Source organism: Actinokineospora sp. UV203 (assembly GCF_056323665.1).
In genome coordinates, this window is sequence record NZ_CM150484.1 from 4789543 (window position 1) to 4803651 (window position 14109).

A 14109-nucleotide genomic window follows, 5' to 3' on the forward strand; every position below is an offset into this window, starting at 1 on the left:
GAACAGCAGGAACCGTAAGTACACAGTGCATATCGGTGCCCGATAACGGGTGTCGACATGAAGCAGAGAAAGCCGGTCTATGCCCACGATCCAGCAGCTGGTCCGCAAGGGCCGCGAGGACAAGGTCGCCAAGCAGAAGACTGCGGCTCTCAAGGGGAGCCCGCAGCGGCGTGGCGTGTGTACCCGCGTCTACACCACCACCCCGAAGAAGCCGAACTCCGCACTGCGCAAGGTCGCTCGCGTGAAGCTGACCAGCGGCGTCGAGGTCACGGCGTACATCCCTGGCGAGGGTCACAACCTGCAGGAGCACTCGATGGTGCTCGTGCGCGGTGGCCGGGTCAAGGACCTTCCGGGTGTTCGATACAAGATCATCCGCGGCTCGCTGGACACGCAGGGCGTGAAGAACCGCAAGCAGGCGCGAAGCAAGTACGGCGCGAAGAAGGAGAAGAGCTGACATGCCCCGTAAGGGACCGGCCCCGAAGCGGCCGCTGATCTCCGACCCGGTGTACAGCTCGCCGTTGGTCACGCAGCTCATCAACAAGGTGCTGAAGGACGGCAAGCGTTCCGTCGCCGAGCGTATTGTCTACGGTGCCCTCGAGGGTGCCCGCGACAAGACCGGCACGGACCCGGTCGTGACGCTCAAGCGCGCGCTGGACAACGTGAAGCCGACCATCGAGGTCAAGAGCCGCCGCGTCGGTGGCGCCACCTACCAGGTGCCGATCGAGGTCAAGCCCGGTCGTTCCACCACCCTGGCGCTGCGCTGGCTCGTCTCCTTCTCGCAGGCTCGTCGCGAGAAGACCATGATCGAGCGTCTCATGAACGAACTCCTCGACGCCTCCAATGGCCTTGGTGCCAGCGTCAAGCGTCGCGAGGACACCCACAAGATGGCCGAGTCGAACAAGGCCTTCGCCCACTACCGCTGGTGACAACCGGCCTCGGCCTCCCGGCCGGGGCTCCAGCGGCGCCGTAGCTGCAAAGACAGGGGAAGAAACCCGTGGCACTCGACGTGCTCACCGACCTGGCCAAGGTCCGCAACATCGGGATCATGGCTCACATCGACGCGGGCAAGACCACGACGACGGAGCGGATCCTCTTCTACACGGGGATCAGCTACAAGATCGGCGAGGTCCACGACGGTGCCGCGGTCATGGACTGGATGGAGCAGGAGCAGGAGCGCGGCATCACGATCACGTCCGCCGCGACGACCTGCTTCTGGAAGAACCACCAGATCAACATCATCGACACGCCCGGCCACGTCGACTTCACCGTCGAGGTCGAGCGCTCGCTGCGCGTCCTCGACGGCGCTGTCGCCGTCTTCGACGGCAAAGAGGGTGTCGAGCCCCAGTCCGAGCAGGTCTGGCGCCAGGCGACCAAGTACGACGTCCCGCGTATCTGCTTCGTCAACAAGATGGACAAGCTGGGCGCGGACTTCTACTTCACCGTGCGCACCATCTCCGAGCGCCTCGGCGCGAAGCCGCTGCCCATCCAGCTGCCCATCGGCAGCGAGGGTGACTTCATCGGCGTCGTCGACCTGGTGCAGATGCGCGCGCTGACCTGGCGTGGCGAGGTCTCGAAGGGCGAGGACTACACGGTCGAGGAGATCCCGGCCGACCTCGTCGACAAGGCCAACGAGTACCGCGAGGCGCTCATCGAGGCCGTCGCCGAGACCGACGACGACCTGATGGAGCTCTACCTCGCGGGCGAGGAGCTGTCGGTCGAGCAGATCAAGACGGGTATCCGCCGGATCGTCACGAACCGGTCGGCCTACCCCGTGCTCTGCGGTTCGGCGTTCAAGAACAAGGGCGTTCAGCCCATGCTCGACGCCGTGATCGACTTCCTCCCGTCCCCGCTGGACGTGCCCGCGGTCGAGGGCACGCTGCAGGACGGCGAGACCAAGGTCCTGCGCGCGCCGAACACCGACGAGCCGTTCGCCGCGCTCGCCTTCAAGATCGCGACGCACCCGTTCTTCGGCAAGCTGACCTACGTCCGGGTCTACTCCGGCAGGCTCGCTTCCGGCTCCCAGGTCATCAACGCGACCAAGGACCGCAAGGAGCGCATCGGGAAGCTCTTCCAGATGCACGCCAACAAGGAGAACCCGGTCGACGAGGCCATCGCGGGTCACATCTACGCGGTGATCGGCCTCAAGGACACCACGACCGGTGAGACCTTGTGCGACCCGGCCAACCCGATCGTCCTCGAGTCCATGACGTTCCCCGACCCGGTCATCCAGGTCGCGATCGAACCGAAGACCAAGGCCGACCAGGAGAAGCTGGGCACGGCGATCCAGAAGCTCGCCGAGGAAGACCCGACGTTCCGGGTCAACCAGGACGACGAGACCGGCCAGACCATCATCGCCGGCATGGGCGAGCTGCACCTCGACATCCTCGTCGACCGTATGCGTCGCGAGTTCAAGGTCGAGGCGAACATCGGCAAGCCGCAGGTCGCCTACCGTGAGACGATCCGCCGCACGGTGGACAAGCTCGACTACGTCCACAAGAAGCAGACCGGTGGTTCCGGTCAGTTCGCGAAGGTGATCATCAAGCTGGAGCCGCTGGCCACCACGGACGGTGTGCTCTACGAGTTCGACAACAAGGTCTCGGGTGGCCGCGTGCCGCGGGAGTACATCCCCTCGGTCGACGCCGGCGCACAGGACGCCATGCGTTACGGCATCCTCGCCGGATACCCGCTCGTCGGGTTGAAGCTGACCCTGCTGGACGGCGCGTACCACGAGGTCGACTCGTCGGAAATGGCCTTCAAGGTCGCCGGTTCGATGGCGCTCAAGGAAGCCGCGCGCAAGGCCGACCCGGTCCTGCTTGAGCCGATGATGGCGGTCGAGGTGACCACGCCCGAGGACTACATGGGTGAGGTCATCGGCGACCTGAACTCCCGCCGTGGCCAGATCCAGGCCATGGAGGAGCGCAGCGGTGCCCGGATCGTCAAGGCACTGGTGCCGTTGTCGGAAATGTTTGGGTATGTCGGCGACCTGAGGTCCAAGACCCAGGGTCGCGCGAACTACTCGATGGTGTTCGACTCCTACGCCGAGGTTCCCACGAACGTCGCCAAGGAGATCATCGCAAAGGCTACGGGGGAATGACCCCCAACCGGAGCGCCGCACGATAGGTGCGGGCTCTCCGGGGGGTCTCCCCGGGGTCCGCACATTTGACCCTGAATAGCCGCCACCGAATGTCCGGTCAGGCGGGAAGTACTAGTCCAGGAGGACACAAAGTGGCGAAGGCGAAGTTCGAGCGGACCAAGCCGCACGTCAACATCGGGACCATTGGTCACATCGACCACGGCAAGACCACGCTGACCGCGGCGATTTCCAAGGTCCTGCACGACAAGTTCCCCGACGTGAACCCTCTGATGGCCTTCGATCAGATCGACAAGGCGCCGGAGGAGAAGCAGCGCGGTATCACGATCTCGATCGCGCACATCGAGTACGAGACCGGCAAGCGTCACTACGCGCACGTCGACTGCCCGGGTCACGCGGACTACATCAAGAACATGATCACCGGTGCCGCCCAGATGGACGGCGCGATCCTCGTGGTCGCCGCGACCGATGGTCCGATGCCGCAGACCAAGGAGCACGTGCTCCTGGCCCGTCAGGTCGGTGTGCCGTACATCGTTGTCGCGCTGAACAAGGCCGACATGGTGGACGACGAGGAGATCCTGGAGCTCGTCGAGCTCGAGGTTCGCGAGCTGCTGACCGACTACGAGTTCCCGGGTGACGACCTGCCGGTCGTGCGCGTCTCGGCGCTCAAGGCGCTCGAGGGTGACGCCGAGTGGGGCGAGCGCCTCATGGAGCTCATGACCGCGGTCGACGACAGCATCCCCGAGCCCGAGCGTGAGACCGAGAAGCCGTTCCTCATGCCGATCGAGGACGTCTTCACGATCACCGGCCGCGGCACCGTCGTGACCGGCCGTATCGAGCGCGGCATCATCAAGGTGAACGAGACCGTCGAGGTCGTCGGGATCCGCGAGAAGGCGCTGTCGACCACGGTCACCAGCATCGAGATGTTCAAGAAGTTCCTCGACGAGGGTCGGGCGGGTGACAACGCGGCGCTGCTGCTCCGCGGTGTCAAGCGTGAGGATGTCGAGCGCGGCCAGGTTGTGGTTCGCCCCGGCACCACCACCCCGCACACCGACTTCGAGGCGCAGGCGGTCATCCTGAGCAAGGACGAGGGTGGACGTCACACCCCGTTCTTCAACAACTACCGCCCGCAGTTCTACTTCCGCACCACCGACGTGACCGGTGTCGTTACCCTCCCCGAGGGCACCGAGATGGTCATGCCGGGCGACAACACCGCCATGACCGTGAAGCTGATCCAGCCGATCGCCATGGACGAGGGTCTGCGGTTCGCCATCCGCGAGGGTGGCCGCACCGTGGGTGCCGGTCAGGTCACGAAGATCATCGCTTAGTTCCGATCCGGGGTGTCCGAGTTAGCTCGGACACCCCGGTTTGGATTACCGCACACCCGTGTGGCATTCTTTATGGGTTGCTCGTTGCGGGGCGGCCGGTCAGTTCTTACACCGGCCGCCCCAGCACGAGTGCCGGGGTCTATCACGACCCTCAGATCTTTGGTTTGGCCCCCGTGGCGATGAGTACTCCAGTACGGAGCTCGGAATCGACAAGGGACCCGCATGTGGAGTCGGCGCGACACGCCCGACCGCGTGGACCGGGGAAGCCAAGGTTCTGAACACCGAATTGACTTATGAACAGGGAAGCGGCACGGCACGGCCTTCGCGGGCCCGCCGAGGATCGCAACCGCATCGCAGCGGTACGAGACAGAGGAACGGCAAGCCATTATGGCGGGACAGAAGATCCGCATCCGGCTCAAGGCCTACGACCACGAGGCGATCGACGCGTCCGCGCGCAAGATCGTGGAGACCGTGACGCGCACCGGCGCGCGGGTCGTCGGGCCAGTGCCGCTGCCCACCGAGAAGAACGTCTACTGCGTCATTCGCTCGCCGCACAAGTACAAGGACTCGCGCGAGCACTTCGAGATGCGTACGCACAAGCGTCTGATCGACATCCTCGACCCGACGCCGAAGACGGTCGACGCGCTCATGCGCATCGACCTGCCGGCCAGTGTCGACGTCAACATCCAGTAAAGCGTGCGTGGCGAGAGCGGCGGAGAGTAACGATAGCCATGTCTGACAGGCAGATGAAGGGAATCCTGGGCACCAAGCTCGGGATGACCCAGATCTTCGACGAGAACAACCGGATTGTTCCGGTGACCGTCGTCAAGGCGGGACCCAACGTGGTCACGCAGATCCGTAACCAGGAATCCGACGGCTATGTCGCGGTCCAGCTGGCGTTCGGCGCCATCGACCCGCGCAAGGTCAACAAGCCTGAAGCGGGCCACTTCGGCAAGGCGGGGGTGACACCGCGCCGCGTTCTCGCGGAGCTGCGCACCACCGACGCGACCGAATACGAGCTCGGCCAGGAGATCACCGCTGAGGTGTTCGAGGCCGGTCAGGTCGTCGACATCACCGGGACCACCAAGGGCAAGGGCACCGCGGGTGTCATGAAGCGGCACGGCTTCAAGGGTCTGGGCGCCTCGCACGGCACCCAGCGCAAGCACCGCTCCCCGGGCTCCATCGGTGGCTGTGCCACCCCGGGCCGCGTGTTCAAGGGTCTGCGGATGGCGGGCCGGATGGGCAACGTCCGGGTCACCACCCAGAACCTCAAGGTGCACCAGGTCGACGGTGAGTCCGGCCTGATCCTGATCAAGGGCGCCGTTCCGGGGCCCAAGGGCGGCCTCGTGTTCCTGCGTACCGCAGCTAAGGGTGGTGTCTGATGACCAGCATTGACATCAAGACCCCCGCGGGCAAGACCGACGGCACTGCCGAGCTTCCCGCAGAGATCTTCGACGTGCAGGCGAACATCCCGCTGATGCACCAGGTGGTCACGGCGCAGCTCGCCGCGGCTCGCCAGGGCACGCACTCGACGAAGACTCGTGGCGAGGTCTCCGGTGGCGGCAAGAAGCCGTACCGCCAGAAGGGCACCGGCCGCGCCCGTCAGGGCTCGACCCGGTCCCCGCAGTTCGTCGGCGGCGGTATCTCGCACGGCCCGCAGCCGCGCGACTACGCCCAGCGGACCCCCAAGAAGATGAAGGCCGCCGCCCTGCGCGGTGCCCTCTCCGACCGGGCCCGCTCCGGCCAGGTGCACGTGGTGACCGGCCTGGTGGACGGCGACAAGCCCTCGACCAAGACCGCCCGCAACCTGCTGGCCACGCTGACCGACGCCAAGCGCGTTCTGGTCGTGCTGACCCGCGACGAGGACGTCGCCTGGGTGTCGGTGCGCAACCTGCAGAACGTGCACGTGATCGCGCCGGACCAGCTGAACACCTATGACGTGCTCGTCAACGACGACATCGTGTTCACGAAGGCCGCGCTCGACTCGTTCCTGTCCGCCCCGACCCGCGGTGCCAAGGCTTCGGCCAAGGGCTCCGAGGTCCAGGGCGTCGTCGGCGCGCGCTTCGGCGCGGGCAGCCACGACGCGCTTGAGGACGGCACGCAGCCGGAGGGTTTCCCGATCAAGGGCAACGCCGACTCGATGCTGTACCACGTTCCGGGTTCGGCCTTCTATGACCGGACCGTCGCCGAGGTGTGGTTCGCCACCCAAGAAGATGCAGCCGCCGCGGGCTTCGAGCTGCCGCCGTCGCAGCGGAAGTCTGAGGAGGACAAGTGATCCCCGATCCCCGCGACATCCTGCTCGCGCCGGTGATCTCCGAGAAGTCCTACGGGCTGCTCGAGGAGAACAAGTACACCTTTGTGGTGTCTCCGGACGCCAACAAGACCCAGATCAAGATCGCGGTCGAGAAGGTCTTCGGCGTGAAGGTGGTGAGCGTGAACACGCTCAACCGCAACGGAAAGCGCAAGCGCACCCGCACCGGGTTCGGCAAGCGCAAGGACACGAAGCGCGCGATCGTCACGCTCTCCCCGGAGAGCAAGCCGATCGAGATCTTCGGCGGCCCGGCCGCGTAAGGGACTGACTAAAACATGGGCATCCGCAAATACAAGCCGACCACCCCGGGCCGTCGTGGCTCCAGCGTGTCGGACTTCGCCGAGATCACCCGGTCGACGCCGGAGAAGTCGCTGATCCGTCCCCTGCATGGCAAGGGCGGGCGTAACGCGCACGGCAAGATCACCACCCGGCACAAGGGTGGCGGTCACAAGCGCGCGTACCGCCTCATCGACTTCCGTCGCAACGACAAGGACGGCGTGCCGGCCAAGGTCGCTCACATCGAGTACGACCCCAACCGCACCGCCCGTATCGCGCTGCTGCACTACGCCGACGGCGAGAAGCGTTACATCATCGCGCCGAACAAGCTGTCGCAGGGCGACCCGATTGAGAACGGCCCCCGCGCCGACATCAAGCCGGGCAACAACCTGCCGCTGCGCAACATCCCGGTCGGCACCGTGATCCACGCGATCGAGCTCCGCCCCGGTGGCGGCGCGAAGATCGCCCGGTCCGCCGGTGTGAGTGTGCGGCTCGTCGCGAAGGACGGCCCCTACGCCCAGCTGCGTATGCCGTCCGGCGAGATTCGCAACGTGGACGTGCGTTGCCGCGCCACTGTTGGTGAGGTCGGCAACGCCGATCACTCCAACATCAACTGGGGCAAGGCAGGCCGCATGCGATGGAAGGGCAAGCGCCCGACCGTTCGTGGTGTCGCCATGAACCCGGTCGACCACCCGCATGGTGGTGGTGAGGGTAAGACCTCCGGTGGTCGCCACCCGGTGAACCCCGCGGGTAAGCCCGAGGGCCGCACCCGTCGCAACAAGCCGAGCGACAAGTTGATCGTCCGCCGCCGTAGCACCGGCAAGAACAAGCGCTGAGCAGGGAGGTAGAAGCAATGCCACGCAGCCTGAAGAAGGGCCCGTTCGTGGACGACCACCTGCTCAAGAAGGTGGACGCTCTCAACGAGTCCGGCAAGAAGACCGTGATCAAGACGTGGTCGCGTCGCTCGACGATCATCCCCGACATGCTGGGGCACACGATCGCCGTGCACGACGGCCGCAAGCACGTCCCGGTGTTCGTCTCCGAGGCCATGGTGGGTCACAAGCTGGGCGAGTTCGCCCCGACCCGCACGTTCAAGGGCCACATCAAGGACGACCGCAAGGCCCGTCGCCGCTAGCAGGCGGCTCGAACTAACAGAGCAAACTCTCCCCGCGTGAGCGGGGCTAGTCCTAGCAAGGGGAAGCAGCGATGAACGCCCGTAACGAAGCTCCGGCGCAAGAGGAACTTCCTCGCGCCGTTGCTCGGGCTCGCTACGTTCGCGACACGCCCATGAAGGTGCGCCGCGTCGTCGAGCTCATCAGGGGCCGTAGCGCCAGCGAGGCCCTGGCCGTGCTCCAGTTCGCGCCGCAGGCAGCAAGTGAGCCGGTCGCGAAGGTGCTCGCCAGTGCCATTGCCAACGCCGAGAACAACCTCAACCTCGACCCGGACACCCTCTGGGTGTCGACGGTGTACGTGGACGAGGGTCCGACGTTGAAGCGTTTCCGTCCGCGTGCCCAGGGGCGCGCCTACCGGATCCGCAAGCGCACGAGCCACATCACGGTCGAGGTCGAGTCCCGGCCGAAGCCCGCAGCCAAGGCTGCCAAGAAGGGTGGTGCCCGCTAATGGGGCAGAAGATCAACCCACACGGCTTCCGGCTTGGGATCACCACCGACTGGCGGTCCCGTTGGTACGCCGACAAGCAGTACGCCGAGTACGTCGCGGAAGACGTGAAGATCCGCCGCCTCCTGTCCAAGGGCATGGAGCGCGCCGGCATCTCCCGCGTGGAGATCGAGCGGACCCGTGACCGGGTGCGCGTCGACATCCACACCGCGCGTCCCGGCATCGTCATCGGCCGCCGCGGCGCCGAGGCTGACCGTATTCGCGGCGAGCTCGAGAAGCTCACCAAGAAGCAGGTCCAGCTCAACATCCTCGAGGTCAAGAACCCCGAGGCCGACGCCCAGCTGGTCGCCCAGGTGACCGCCGAGCAGCTGTCCAACCGTGTGTCGTTCCGGCGCGCGATGCGCAAGGCCATCCAGTCGGCCATGCGCTCGCCGCAGGTCAAGGGCATCCGGGTGCAGTGCGGTGGCCGTCTCGGCGGCGCCGAGATGTCCCGCTCGGAGCACTACCGCGAGGGTCGCGTCCCGCTGCACACGCTGCGCGCGGACATCGACTACGGCTTCTTCGAGGCCCGCACCACCTTCGGCCGTATCGGCGTCAAGGTGTGGATCTACAAGGGTGAGGTCGTCGGCGGCCGTCGCGAGCACGATGCCCGCGCAGCCGCTCCGTCGGCCGACCGTCGCGAGCCGCGTCGCGAGCGTCCGAACCGGGCGCGTCGCTCCGGTGCCTCCGGCACCACCGCTACCAGCACCGAGGCGGGCCGTGCGGCCGCCGAGGCGCAGCAGACGAAGGCTGAAGCCCCCGCGGCAGAAGCCTCTGGCAACGGGGAGAGCTGAGTCATGCTTATCCCGCGCAGGGTAAAGCACCGCAAGCAGCACCACCCGAAGCGATCGGGCGCTGCCAAGGGCGGCACGCGCGTCACGTTCGGCGAGTTCGGCATCCAGGCGCTCGAGCCCGCGTACGTCACCAACCGGCAGATCGAGTCCGCTCGTATCGCCATCAACCGGCACATCCGCCGTGGCGGCAAGGTGTGGATCAACATCTTCCCCGACCGCCCGCTCACCAAGAAGCCTGCCGAGACCCGCATGGGTTCCGGTAAGGGTTCCCCCGAGTACTGGGTGGCCAACGTCAAGCCGGGGCGCGTCATGTTCGAGATGAGCTTCCCGAACGAGACCGTGGCGCGCGAGGCACTGCGCCGCGCGATCCACAAGCTTCCGATGAAGTGCCGCATCGTCACGCGTGAAGGTGGTGACTTCTGATGGCAGCGGGAACCACCGCGGCAGACCTCCGCGAGCTCAACGAAGAAGAGCTCGTGCTGCGTCTGCGCGAGGCGAAGGAAGAGCTCTTCAACCTTCGTTTCCAGATGGCCACCGGGCAGCTCGACAACAACCGTCGGCTGCGCACGGTCAAGCACGAGATCGCCAGGATCTACACCGTGATGCGCGAGCGCGAGCTCGGCCTCTCATCGGCCCCCGACGCGTCTGCTGAGGGCGCAGCATGAGCGAGAACACTGTGAACGAGACTGAAACCGAAGTCCGTAACTACCGCAAGGTCCGCGAGGGCCTGGTCGTGTCCGACAAGATGGACAAGACCGTCGTCGTGGCCCTGGAAGACCGCAAGAAGCACCCGCGGTACTCCAAGGTCCTGCGCTCCACCACCAAGGTGAAGGTGCACGACGAGGGCAACACCGCGGGTGTCGGCGACCGGGTCCAGATCATGGAGACCCGCCCGCTGTCGGCGTCCAAGCGCTGGCGGCTCGTCGAGATCCTCGAGAAGGCCAAGTAACCACAAGCTGTTCCAGGTAAGACCGAGCTTGTCAGGTCGGAAATCTGGCGAGCCAAGAATGGTCAGGAGTTGAAGTGATCCAGCAGGAGTCGCGGCTGCGTGTCGCCGACAACACCGGTGCGAAGGAAATCCTTTGCATCCGTGTTCTCGGTGGCTCGGGCCGTCGCTACGCGGGCATCGGCGACATCATCGTCGCCACCGTCAAGGACGCGATCCCCGGCGCGGCGGTGAAGAAGGGTGACGTCGTCAAGGCGGTCATCGTTCGCACCGTCAAGGAGCGTCGCCGTCCGGACGGGTCCTACATCCGGTTCGACGAGAACGCCGCCGTGCTGATCAAGCCGGAGGGCGAGCCCCGTGGGACCCGCATCTTCGGCCCGGTCGGCCGTGAGCTGCGCGACAAGAAGTTCATGAAGATCATCTCGCTCGCGCCGGAGGTGCTCTGACTCATGAAGACCAAGATGAAGATCAAAAAGGGCGACACGGTCGTCGTCATCGCGGGCAAGGACAAGGGCGCGAAGGGCAAGGTCATCCAGGCCTACCCCGAGACCTCCAAGGTCCTCGTCGAGGGTGTGAACCGGGTCAAGAAGCACACCCGGATCTCGCAGACCCAGCGCGGCGCCCAGTCCGGCGGCATCGTCACCCAGGAAGCGCCCATCCACGTGTCCAACGTGATGCTGGTGTCCGAGGGCAAGGCGGTCCGCGTGGGCTACAAGTTCGATGACGAGGGCCGCAAGGTCCGTATCGCTCGCGGCAGCGGCGATGGGAAGGAGATCTGATCATGACTACCACTGAGAAGATCATCCCCCGTCTCAAGACGCGCTACCGCGAGGAAATCACGGTCGCTCTGCGGGACGAGTACAACTACGCCAACGTCATGCAGATCCCCGGCGTGGTCAAGGTCGTCGTCAACATGGGTGTCGGCGACGCCGCCCGTGACGGCAAGCTGATCGAGGGTGCGGTCCGCGACCTCGCCACGATCACCGGCCAGAAGCCCGAGGTCCGTAAGGCCCGCAAGTCCATCGCGCAGTTCAAGCTGCGTGAGGGGATGCCGATCGGCGCCCGGGTCACCCTGCGCGGCGACCGCATGTGGGAGTTCCTCGACCGCCTGCTGACGATCGCGCTGCCGCGTATCCGCGACTTCCGCGGCCTGTCGGGCAAGCAGTTCGACGGCAACGGCAACTACACGTTCGGCCTCAACGAGCAGTCGATGTTCCACGAGATCGACCCCGACTCGATCGACCGCCAGCGCGGCATGGACATCACCATCGTCACCACCGCGATCAACGACGAAGAGGGCCGGGCGCTGCTGAAGCACCTGGGCTTCCCGTTCAAGGAGAACTGAGCCGATGGCGAAGAAGGCTCTTGTCCACAAGGCTTCCAAGAAGCCGAAGTTCAAGGTGCGCGGCTACACCCGGTGTAACCGCTGCGGCCGTCCGCACTCGGTGTTCCGCAAGTTCGGCCTGTGCCGAATCTGCTTGCGCCAGATGGCCCACGCGGGCGAATTGCCCGGCGTCAGCAAGTCCAGCTGGTAGGACCGTCCGGTCCACAGTCCACTGTGGACCGGGCTGCCTAGCCCGCTTTACCCCCAGTTCGCCGTAGGCCCGCAAGGGAACCACGGCGAGAAAGGTTGACAGGTCACCATGACGATGACCGACCCGATCGCAGACTTCTTGACCCGTCTGCGTAATGCCAACTCGGCATACCACGACGAGGTCGTGCTGCCGCACTCGAAGCTCAAGGCGCACATCGCCGAGATCCTTCAGCGTGAGGGCTACATCACCGGCTTCCGCGACGAAGACGGCGAGAAGGGCAAGAACCTCGTCGTCGAGCTGAAGTACGGCCCCAACCGCGAGCGCAGCATCGCAGGTCTGCGCCGGGTGTCGAAGCCCGGTCTGCGGGTGTACGCGAAGTCGACCAATCTGCCGAAGGTTCTCGGCGGCCTGGGCGTGGCGATCATCTCCACGTCCGGTGGCCTGCTGACCGACCGTCAGGCAAACAAGCAGGGCGTGGGCGGAGAAGTCCTCGCCTACGTCTGGTAAGGGAAGGGGGAGCAACGTATGTCTCGCATCGGAAGGCTTCCGATCCCCGTCCCGGCTGGGGTCGACATCAACATCGACGGTCAGAACGTCAGCGTGAAGGGCCCCAAGGGCACCCTGGCACTCACCGTCTCGGAGCCCATTGTCGTCGAGCGCGCCGAGGACGGCACGCTTGAGGTCAAGCGGCCCAACGACGAGCGGCAGAGCCGTGCACTGCACGGTCTGACCCGTTCGCTTGTCAACAACCTGGTCGTCGGTGTCACCGACGGCTACGAGAAGAAGCTTGAGATCCACGGCGTCGGTTACCGCGTCATGGCGAAGGGTTCGGACCTCGAGTTCGCGCTCGGCTTCAGCCACCCGGTGAAGGTCGTCGCCCCTGAGGGCATCACCTTCACCGTGGAGAGCCCCACCAAGTTCTCCGTCTCGGGTATCGACAAGCAGCGAGTCGGCGAAATCGCCGCCAACATCCGCAAGCTGCGCAAGCCCGACCCGTACAAGGGCAAGGGCGTCCGGTACTCCGGCGAGAAGATCCGCCGCAAGGTCGGAAAGACGGGTAAGTGATCATGAGCGAAGCGACTATCACGAAGCGCAAGCCGGTGGGCACCGATGTGTCCACCAAGCGCCGCGTCTCGAAGACCCGCAGGCACTTCCGGCTCCGCAAGAAGATCAGCGGCACCCCGGAGCGTCCTCGCCTGGTCGTTCACCGGTCGGCACGGCACATCACCGTGCAGATCGTCGACGACCTCGCGGGCCGCACGCTCGCGTCGGCAACCTCCCTCGAGGCGGATGTCCGCGCGGTCGACGGCGACAAGAAGGCCCGTTCGGCCAAGGTCGGCGAGCTGATCGCCGGTCGGGCCAAGGACGCCGGCATCGCGGCGGTCGTCTTCGACCGCGGTGGCAACAAGTACACCGGCCGTATCGCGGCGCTGGCCGACGCGGCCCGCGGCGCGGGGCTGGAGTTCTGATCATGCAGAGCAACAAGGGAAGGAACGCCTGATGCCGGGACGTACGCGGCAGTTCGGCGGCCAGGGCGGACCTGGCGGCCAGGGCGGCCAGGGCGGACCTGGCGGCGAACGTGGCGAGCGTCGCGGTCGCGGCGACCGTCGCGATGGTGGCGGTCGTGGTCAGGCTCAGGAGAAGAGCCCGCACCTCGAGCGCGTTGTGGCGATCAACCGCGTCGCCAAGGTCGTGAAGGGCGGTCGTCGCTTCAGCTTCACCGCCCTGGTCGTGGTCGGTGACGGCGACGGCATGGTCGGTGTCGGCTACGGCAAGGCCAAGGAGGTGCCCGCCGCGATCGCGAAGGGTGTGGAGGAAGCCAAGAAGAACTTCTTCCGCGTCCCGCGTATCGGTGGCACCATCCCGCACCCCATCCAGGGTGAGAAGGCTGCCGGTGTGGTGCTCCTGCGCCCGGCCAGCGCCGGTACCGGTGTTATCGCCGGTGGCCCGGTGCGCGCCGTCCTGGAGTGCGCGGGCGTCCACGACGTGCTGTCGAAGTCGCTGGGTAGCGACAACGCCATCAACATCGTGCACGCCACCGTTGCGGCCCTCAAGGGTCTGCAGCGTCCGGAAGAGGTCGCGGCCCGTCGTGGCCTCCCCCTTGAGGACGTCGCTCCGGCAGGCATGCTTCGCGCTCGTGCGGCGGCCGCGGCCGCTGGGCAGGTGGGATGA

General features: G+C 66.0%; 23 protein-coding genes. All 23 read left to right on the forward strand.

The features are described 5' to 3' along the window. Nucleotides 1-79: 79 nt before the first annotated feature. The gene (rpsL, locus tag ACUZ2Y_RS22990; protein WP_476322146.1) at nt 80-454 is read left to right on the forward strand and encodes a 30S ribosomal protein S12; all 375 of its coding nucleotides are present in this window, start codon (nt 80-82) and stop codon (nt 452-454) included. A 1-nt stretch (nt 455) separates the two neighbouring features. Continuing rightward, nucleotides 456-926, forward strand: a complete 471-nt coding sequence (gene rpsG, locus ACUZ2Y_RS22995; RefSeq protein ID WP_018682836.1) for a 30S ribosomal protein S7 — start codon at nt 456-458, stop codon at nt 924-926. A gap of 68 nt (nt 927-994) precedes the next feature. Further along, a complete protein-coding gene (gene fusA, locus ACUZ2Y_RS23000; protein ID WP_476322150.1) occupies nt 995-3094 on the forward strand; it encodes an elongation factor G in 2100 nt (699 codons plus the stop codon). 131 nt (nt 3095-3225) lie between these two features. Beyond that, entirely contained in the window at nt 3226-4419 is a 1194-nt protein-coding gene (gene tuf / locus ACUZ2Y_RS23005; protein WP_476332015.1) for an elongation factor Tu, read from the forward strand. A gap of 387 nt (nt 4420-4806) precedes the next feature. After that, on the forward strand, nt 4807-5112 hold the full coding sequence (gene rpsJ / locus ACUZ2Y_RS23010) for a 30S ribosomal protein S10 (protein ID WP_003938093.1): 306 nt from the start codon (nt 4807-4809) through the stop codon (nt 5110-5112). A gap of 38 nt (nt 5113-5150) precedes the next feature. Further along, nucleotides 5151-5801 (forward strand): 50S ribosomal protein L3, encoded by a 651-nt coding sequence (rplC, locus tag ACUZ2Y_RS23015; RefSeq protein WP_476322153.1) that lies wholly within the window; start codon nt 5151-5153, stop codon nt 5799-5801. After that, nucleotides 5801-6694, forward strand: a complete 894-nt coding sequence (gene rplD, locus ACUZ2Y_RS23020; RefSeq protein ID WP_476322156.1) for a 50S ribosomal protein L4, sunset domain variant — start codon at nt 5801-5803, stop codon at nt 6692-6694. The genes rplC and rplD overlap by 1 nt, the downstream gene beginning before the upstream one ends. Then, nucleotides 6691-6990, forward strand: a complete 300-nt coding sequence (gene rplW, locus ACUZ2Y_RS23025) for a 50S ribosomal protein L23 (protein WP_091382657.1) — start codon at nt 6691-6693, stop codon at nt 6988-6990. Before rplD ends, rplW begins: the two co-directional genes overlap by 4 nt. A gap of 15 nt (nt 6991-7005) precedes the next feature. Then, entirely contained in the window at nt 7006-7842 is an 837-nt protein-coding gene (rplB, locus tag ACUZ2Y_RS23030) for a 50S ribosomal protein L2 (protein ID WP_187218418.1), read from the forward strand. 17 nt (nt 7843-7859) lie between these two features. Next, a complete protein-coding gene (rpsS, locus tag ACUZ2Y_RS23035; protein WP_018682829.1) occupies nt 7860-8141 on the forward strand; it encodes a 30S ribosomal protein S19 in 282 nt (93 codons plus the stop codon). A 71-nt stretch (nt 8142-8212) separates the two neighbouring features. Beyond that, the gene (gene rplV / locus ACUZ2Y_RS23040; protein ID WP_091382651.1) at nt 8213-8626 is read left to right on the forward strand and encodes a 50S ribosomal protein L22; all 414 of its coding nucleotides are present in this window, start codon (nt 8213-8215) and stop codon (nt 8624-8626) included. Continuing rightward, nucleotides 8626-9456 carry a 30S ribosomal protein S3 gene (rpsC, locus tag ACUZ2Y_RS23045; RefSeq protein ID WP_476322162.1) on the forward strand — a complete coding sequence of 277 codons (831 nt, stop codon included), beginning with the start codon at nt 8626-8628 and terminating at the stop codon, nt 9454-9456. Before rplV ends, rpsC begins: the two co-directional genes overlap by 1 nt. Nucleotides 9457-9459: 3 nt before the next feature. Beyond that, a complete protein-coding gene (gene rplP, locus ACUZ2Y_RS23050) occupies nt 9460-9879 on the forward strand; it encodes a 50S ribosomal protein L16 (RefSeq protein ID WP_091382647.1) in 420 nt (139 codons plus the stop codon). Beyond that, nucleotides 9879-10121: a 50S ribosomal protein L29 gene (gene rpmC, locus ACUZ2Y_RS23055; protein WP_091382645.1), complete on the forward strand. Its 243-nt coding sequence runs from the start codon at nt 9879-9881 to the stop codon at nt 10119-10121. The genes rplP and rpmC overlap by 1 nt, the downstream gene beginning before the upstream one ends. Beyond that, nucleotides 10118-10405 carry a 30S ribosomal protein S17 gene (gene rpsQ, locus ACUZ2Y_RS23060; RefSeq protein WP_476322167.1) on the forward strand — a complete coding sequence of 96 codons (288 nt, stop codon included), beginning with the start codon at nt 10118-10120 and terminating at the stop codon, nt 10403-10405. The genes rpmC and rpsQ overlap by 4 nt, the downstream gene beginning before the upstream one ends. Before the next feature lie 74 nt (nt 10406-10479). After that, nucleotides 10480-10848, forward strand: a complete 369-nt coding sequence (gene rplN / locus ACUZ2Y_RS23065) for a 50S ribosomal protein L14 (RefSeq protein WP_091382642.1) — start codon at nt 10480-10482, stop codon at nt 10846-10848. 15 nt (nt 10849-10863) lie between these two features. Continuing rightward, entirely contained in the window at nt 10864-11181 is a 318-nt protein-coding gene (gene rplX / locus ACUZ2Y_RS23070) for a 50S ribosomal protein L24 (RefSeq protein WP_476332017.1), read from the forward strand. A 2-nt stretch (nt 11182-11183) separates the two neighbouring features. Then, complete coding sequence (rplE, locus tag ACUZ2Y_RS23075; protein WP_091382640.1) at nt 11184-11747, forward strand: 50S ribosomal protein L5; 564 nt, start codon at nt 11184-11186, stop codon at nt 11745-11747. Between the two features lie 4 nt (nt 11748-11751). Next, the gene (locus ACUZ2Y_RS23080; RefSeq protein ID WP_091382637.1) at nt 11752-11937 is read left to right on the forward strand and encodes a type Z 30S ribosomal protein S14; all 186 of its coding nucleotides are present in this window, start codon (nt 11752-11754) and stop codon (nt 11935-11937) included. A 108-nt stretch (nt 11938-12045) separates the two neighbouring features. After that, nucleotides 12046-12444, forward strand: coding sequence for a 30S ribosomal protein S8 (rpsH, locus tag ACUZ2Y_RS23085; protein WP_091382634.1), 399 nt, complete (start codon nt 12046-12048; stop codon nt 12442-12444). A gap of 18 nt (nt 12445-12462) precedes the next feature. Next, entirely contained in the window at nt 12463-13002 is a 540-nt protein-coding gene (gene rplF, locus ACUZ2Y_RS23090) for a 50S ribosomal protein L6 (protein WP_476322172.1), read from the forward strand. Between the two features lie 2 nt (nt 13003-13004). Further along, nucleotides 13005-13406, forward strand: coding sequence for a 50S ribosomal protein L18 (gene rplR, locus ACUZ2Y_RS23095; RefSeq protein WP_476322175.1), 402 nt, complete (start codon nt 13005-13007; stop codon nt 13404-13406). A 31-nt stretch (nt 13407-13437) separates the two neighbouring features. Continuing rightward, entirely contained in the window at nt 13438-14109 is a 672-nt protein-coding gene (gene rpsE / locus ACUZ2Y_RS23100; RefSeq protein WP_431419679.1) for a 30S ribosomal protein S5, read from the forward strand.

Coding starts and splice junctions, on each gene's coding strand:
- rpsH (WP_091382634.1), top strand. CDS start 12,046: ATGACGATGACCGACCCGATCGCAGACTTCTTGACCCGTCTGCGTAAT.
- rplB (WP_187218418.1), top strand. CDS start 7,006: ATGGGCATCCGCAAATACAAGCCGACCACCCCGGGCCGTCGTGGCTCC.
- rplP (WP_091382647.1), top strand. CDS start 9,460: ATGCTTATCCCGCGCAGGGTAAAGCACCGCAAGCAGCACCACCCGAAG.
- rpmC (WP_091382645.1), top strand. CDS start 9,879: ATGGCAGCGGGAACCACCGCGGCAGACCTCCGCGAGCTCAACGAAGAA.
- rplE (WP_091382640.1), top strand. CDS start 11,184: ATGACTACCACTGAGAAGATCATCCCCCGTCTCAAGACGCGCTACCGC.
- rplV (WP_091382651.1), top strand. CDS start 8,213: ATGAACGCCCGTAACGAAGCTCCGGCGCAAGAGGAACTTCCTCGCGCC.
- rplX (WP_476332017.1), top strand. CDS start 10,864: ATGAAGATCAAAAAGGGCGACACGGTCGTCGTCATCGCGGGCAAGGAC.
- rpsS (WP_018682829.1), top strand. CDS start 7,860: ATGCCACGCAGCCTGAAGAAGGGCCCGTTCGTGGACGACCACCTGCTC.
- rplF (WP_476322172.1), top strand. CDS start 12,463: ATGTCTCGCATCGGAAGGCTTCCGATCCCCGTCCCGGCTGGGGTCGAC.
- rpsJ (WP_003938093.1), top strand. CDS start 4,807: ATGGCGGGACAGAAGATCCGCATCCGGCTCAAGGCCTACGACCACGAG.
- rplR (WP_476322175.1), top strand. CDS start 13,005: ATGAGCGAAGCGACTATCACGAAGCGCAAGCCGGTGGGCACCGATGTG.
- rpsG (WP_018682836.1), top strand. CDS start 456: ATGCCCCGTAAGGGACCGGCCCCGAAGCGGCCGCTGATCTCCGACCCG.
- rplC (WP_476322153.1), top strand. CDS start 5,151: ATGTCTGACAGGCAGATGAAGGGAATCCTGGGCACCAAGCTCGGGATG.
- rpsL (WP_476322146.1), top strand. CDS start 80: ATGCCCACGATCCAGCAGCTGGTCCGCAAGGGCCGCGAGGACAAGGTC.
- rplD (WP_476322156.1), top strand. CDS start 5,801: ATGACCAGCATTGACATCAAGACCCCCGCGGGCAAGACCGACGGCACT.
- rpsC (WP_476322162.1), top strand. CDS start 8,626: ATGGGGCAGAAGATCAACCCACACGGCTTCCGGCTTGGGATCACCACC.
- ACUZ2Y_RS23080 (WP_091382637.1), top strand. CDS start 11,752: ATGGCGAAGAAGGCTCTTGTCCACAAGGCTTCCAAGAAGCCGAAGTTC.
- rpsE (WP_431419679.1), top strand. CDS start 13,438: ATGCCGGGACGTACGCGGCAGTTCGGCGGCCAGGGCGGACCTGGCGGC.
- rpsQ (WP_476322167.1), top strand. CDS start 10,118: ATGAGCGAGAACACTGTGAACGAGACTGAAACCGAAGTCCGTAACTAC.